Origin of the sequence: Aeromonas sp. HMWF014 (assembly GCF_963878295.1) — a bacterium.
GTDB lineage: Bacteria > Pseudomonadota > Gammaproteobacteria > Enterobacterales > Aeromonadaceae > Aeromonas > Aeromonas popoffii.
This window is the reverse complement of sequence record NZ_CAWNYS010000331.1, coordinates 1-4,669: the sequence shown is the minus strand read 5'-3', so window position 1 is coordinate 4,669 and position 4,669 is coordinate 1. Positions and strand designations below refer to the sequence as shown.

Annotated in this window: 4 protein-coding genes and 1 pseudogene; 4 read left to right on the top strand and 1 reads right to left on the bottom strand. The window is 62.6% G+C overall.

Annotation, left to right across the window (positions count from 1 at the left end; translation table 11 throughout):
• From AAC083_RS23130 to AAC083_RS14040, 3 genes and pseudogenes are all read left to right on the top strand, one after another.
• Positions 1 to 398: pseudogene (locus AAC083_RS23130) on the top strand (hypothetical protein); the annotation flags it as partial.
• Between the two features lie 15 nt (positions 399 to 413).
• The gene (locus tag AAC083_RS14045; protein WP_108536927.1) at positions 414 to 2,084 is read left to right on the top strand and encodes a hypothetical protein; all 1,671 of its coding nucleotides are present in this window, start codon (positions 414 to 416) and stop codon (positions 2,082 to 2,084) included.
• An 87-nt stretch (positions 2,085 to 2,171) separates the two neighbouring features.
• Entirely contained in the window at positions 2,172 to 3,368 is a 1,197-nt protein-coding gene (locus tag AAC083_RS14040; RefSeq protein WP_108536926.1) for a Bcr/CflA family multidrug efflux MFS transporter, read from the top strand.
• A 122-nt stretch (positions 3,369 to 3,490) separates the two neighbouring features.
• Here AAC083_RS14040 and AAC083_RS14035 read toward each other — a convergent pair whose 3' ends face one another.
• Positions 3,491 to 3,958, bottom strand: coding sequence for a DUF4357 domain-containing protein (locus AAC083_RS14035; RefSeq protein WP_042035635.1), 468 nt, complete (start codon positions 3,956 to 3,958; stop codon positions 3,491 to 3,493).
• 197 nt (positions 3,959 to 4,155) lie between these two features.
• Here AAC083_RS14035 and AAC083_RS14030 point away from each other — a divergent pair.
• On the top strand, positions 4,156 to 4,669 hold a 514-nt coding region (locus AAC083_RS14030; RefSeq protein WP_108536925.1), incomplete at its 3' end, for an ABC transporter ATP-binding protein.

Sequence of the window (4,669 nt, the reverse complement as noted above, 5' to 3'; positions counted from 1 at the left end):
CCTTCACCCTGCCCCGTCCGCCCGCCATGGCACAGGCGGCCATGCTGGCAGAAAAAACCTGTCCGGCACTGGTGACCCAGTGGGGAGTGCGACTACTGCGGGAGACCACGGCCTTGGCCGTCACCGATGGCTGGTACCAGGGGGATGCGCGTCTTGCACTCAAGCAAGGGGCCTGTCGCCTCAGTCGCCGCCCCATAGCCGCGAGCGAGATGCCCACTGCGGTGGATCAGCACTGGTTTGCCCCGCGCTTTGCCGCCGAGCCCGGCCTCTGGCTCGCCATCCCTTCGCCTGTGACAGGCAATGGCGCAAATAACAAACAACATAGAAATGGTGCAAAACTCACCCAAACAATTCAAAGACAGGGGAACAACTCGGTTACACTCACTGCGCATCCATAACAAACGAGTCTCATTATGCGTATAACCAGAGAGTGGTGGTGGGTTGTGTTCTGGCTGACCGGGACCTGCGCCCTCTTGTTGCTGCCCTTCTGGCTGCGCGGGGGTAGCCAGGGCCATGACCTGTTCCATCACCTGCTTTCTGGCCACTTCTTCGCGGTGCAGCTGTGGCAAGGGGAGCTCTATCCGCGCTGGCTGATGGAGATGAATGGCGCCTTTGGCAGCCCGGTCTTTTTCTTCTATCCCCCTCTTCCCTACTATGTGAGCGCCCTCTTCGCCGGTCCGACGCCACTGGCCCACGAGGCAATGACACCCCTGCTCTGGAGCAGCAGCGTGGCACTCTGGCTATCCGGCCTGTTTGCCTATCTCTGGCTACGCCCCTTTGCCAGCATGCCAAGGGCACTGGCGGCCAGCCTGCTCTATATGGCACTGCCCTATCATCTGGCGATCGATATCTATGCCCGTTTTGCCCTGGCCGAAAGCTGGGCCTTCGTCTGGGCACCGCTGGCCCTGCTGGCCCAGGATCGCCTCTGCCGACGCGCGCCCTTTGCCCTGCTGCTGCTCGCGCTGGCAGTCGCCATGCAGGCCCTCTCCCACCTGCCGAGCCTGCTGCTCATTCTGGGGTTGCTCACCGTGCGCAGTCTGCTGCTGGCCTGGCGCGGCAAAATGCGCGCCCCGCTGGCTGGCACCCTGATCGGCCAGCTCTGGGGGCTGGCGATGGCCAGCCTGCTGCTGCTGCCTGCACTGCTGGATCAGGGGGGGATCTCCATGGAGCAGATGCGCACCGGCATGTTCGAATTTCAGCGCAACTTTCTCGACCGTTTGCCCGAGAGTCAGGAGGACTGGCGCTTTCGCGGCCATCTGGCCTGGCAGACCTGCCTTACTCTGGCCCTGCTGCTGGTTGCCTGGGCTGCCGCCCGTGAACCACGCCACCCCGAGCTGCTGATCTGGGGCGTGTTCGGCACCCTGTGTTTCCTGATGATGCTCCCCCTGAGCGAACCCCTGTGGCGTCTGCTCGTACCGCTGCAGCTGGTCCAGTTTCCCTGGCGGTTCAATCTGCTGCTGGCCATCGCCACCGTGGCCGTGGTGGCGCTGGGCGCCCCCGCTTATCGCCCGTTGCAATGGCTCTGGTGGGCCCTGCTTGCCCTCACCCTGTTGTCACAGGGGATCTATGTGCGCGAGTCGCCCCTCACCCAGGCGCCGTCAAAGAGCCTGCTCGATGCCGAGTTCGACAGCAAACGCAGTGCGCGCGAATACCGGCCGCAGCAGGTGCCGCGCGGCATGTTTGCCCCCACCCTGCTGGCCTGGAGAGAGGAGTTTCAACCCCCCATCACCACCGAGCAGAAGGGGGTCTCGTGGCAGATCCTGAGCTGGCGGCCACGCCATATCGAACTCACCGTGGATGCCCCCGTCCCCGCCAAGCTGATCCTGCACCAGTTTGACTATCCCGGCTGGGAGGCGATGCTCAACCAGCGCATGCCGCTGAGTGTGAGCAGTACCCACAACGGGCTGGTGCAGGTCTGGGTGCCTGCTGGGCAGCATCAGCTCACCTTTACCCTGAGCGCACGCTGGCCGGAGCGACTCGGTTACGGCATCTCGCTGCTGGCATGGCTGCTCTGGCTACTCGTGCTGACAAAGGAAGTTCGCGCTAACAGAGCGGGGAGCAGGGCACCACCCTCCCCCTTTTGAGAGAGCAGGAACGCCATGCCGGGCGCGACCAAACCTGATAAACTCGCACTTTGCCCATTGCAGCCACGTTTCACCACCGGACAGCCTATGCCCCAGAGCAATACAACGCCCCTCTCTCCCCGTTTTCTGTTTATCCTGCTCGGTGCGCTGGCGGGTCTGACGCCGCTGGCAGTGGACATGTATCTGCCCGCTATTCCGGCCATCGCCAAGGATCTCGCCACCAGCATCGACGGCGCCCAGCTCACCATCAGTGCCTTCCTCGGTGGCTTCGCCATTGGCCAGCTGTTCTACGGGCCGCTCGCCGACAGCTATGGCCGCAAACCGGTGATCCTGGTGGGTCTGGTGATGTTTGCCATCGCCTCTGTGGGTTGCGCCATGGCGGACTCCCTGCCCGAATTGCTGGCCTGGCGCATGTTGCAAGCGGCGGGCGGCGCGGCGGATTCCGTGGTGGTCAATGCCCTGCTGCGCGACCTGTTCGAGAAGGAGGCGTTCTCCCGCGCCATGTCGTTCGTCATCCTGACGATGACGCTGGCCCCCCTGATAGCCCCCGTGATAGGTGGTTACATCAGCGCCCATAGCGACTGGCGGGTGATCTTCTGGCTGCTGATGGGCATCAGCCTGCTCATCTGCGTGGTGATGCAGTGGAAAATTCAAGAGACCCTGAAGCCCGAACACAGGCAACCGCTCAGGCTGGGGCAGGTGCTGCGCAACTACTGGGGTGTGATCTCCCATCGCGGTGCCATGGGCTATGTGCTGTGCGGCGCCCTGTCGAGCGCCGGCATGTTTGCCTTTATCAGCGCCTCACCCTACGTCTACATCGAGTATTTCCAGGTGCCGACCGAGCACTACGGCTGGCTGTTTGGCCTCAACATACTGCTGATGATGGTGGTCACCTTCGTCAACAGCCGACTGGTGAAAGGAGTCGGCGCCGAGCGCATGCTGCAATACGGCCTGCTGGTACTGCCCGTTGCCGGTGCCCTGCTTATCTACAACGCCTGGAGCCAGACCGGGGGCCTGTGGGGCATCGTCATCCCTGTGGTGCTGTTTGTCGGTCACATCAGTCTGGTGGGGGCTAACGCCATGACGGGCCTGATGGGCCACTTCCCCCAGTCGGCGGGCACGGCCTCGGCACTGGCTGGTACATTGCGCTTTGGCATAGGTGCCCTGGTGGGTATTCTGGTCAACCTCAATCCGCCCGAATCGCCGCTGCCCATGGCCATCGCCATCGCCAGCTGCGGGTTTGGTTCGGCCATCAGCTACTGGCTGCTGGCCGACAAGAAATAAACGCCTGACAACACAACGCCGCCCTCTTTGAGCGCCAAAGAGGGCGGCGTTTTCATGTCCGTTGTGCTGTCCACGCCCGCAGCAAGGACGCGCCACGTCGGTGCAGCTGGCTGGCCGGGAAATTACTTCTTGCCAAAGCCCGACTGCTTGAGCGTGTAACCCGCGCTGTTTTGCCAGGCATCCAGACCGCTGCGGTTGTTGCCCGCCACCAGACTGGCGGCCAGACTCGGGCTGTTGAACAGCTGATCGGCGGTGAACACCAGGCCCCCTTCGCTGCGCAAGGTAAGGATCCCCTTGCCCAGCAGCTCCTGACGCAGTTCGATCACGGCGTCACGCAGGGAGGCGGCATCCTCGCCATTGGCGGTGGAGCCCGCCAGCACCATGAAGCCGGGATGTTGCCGCTTGCCCACCGGATAACCGTGAGCCTCGGCCCCCTTGCCGTTGAAGTGGTACAGCTCGCGCTCCCCCGGCGTGTTGTCGGAGAGCGCCTTTTGCAGGGTCATCAGCTCGTTATAAATCTCGATGGGGACGACGGCAGCCTGCTTGTTGCCCTTGCTATCGATGATAAAACTGACTTGCTTGTGTAACATCCTTGCTCATCCTGTGACCCATGGAAGCTCCTATTCTAACCACCTCTGGCAAGCGGGATCCAGCGAGGATCCTCACCTCTTTTGCAGGCTTGATCACTAACTGGCTCTCTTGAACCGTTGCGAGGCGTGTTGATCATTCTCAAGCGTGATAGCCTAGATAGCATGATGAAAGCCATTGACCATCAAGCGGTTATCCCATGCTGACCCTGCGCAACCTCTGCAAGAGCTTCGATAACGGCAGCGAACGCCTGCCGCTGTTCCATCATCTGGATCTCACCCTGGCCGCAGGCGAAATCACCCTGCTACTGGGGCAGAGTGGCTGTGGCAAGTCCACCCTGCTCAACCTGATCGCCGGACTCATCCCCCCGGATGAGGGGGAGATCTGGCTGGGGGAGACCCGGCTCGACAACCAGTCCCCGGATGATAGGGCCCGCCAGCGCGGTCGGCATTTTGGCATCGTCTATCAGGATTTCAACCTGCTGCCGACCCTGAACGTGGAGGAGAACCTCTGTCTGCCGCTCGCCATCAACGGCCTGCCACAGGATGAGACAAAGATTGACCGCTTGCTGCAACAGCTCGATATGGCCCACAAGCGCCACGCCTGGCCGGAGCAACTCTCCGGCGGCCAGCGCCAGCGGGTTGCCCTGGCCCGCGCCCTCATTCACCAGCCCCAGTGGCTCCTGGCCGACGAGCCTACAGGGAGCCTCGATG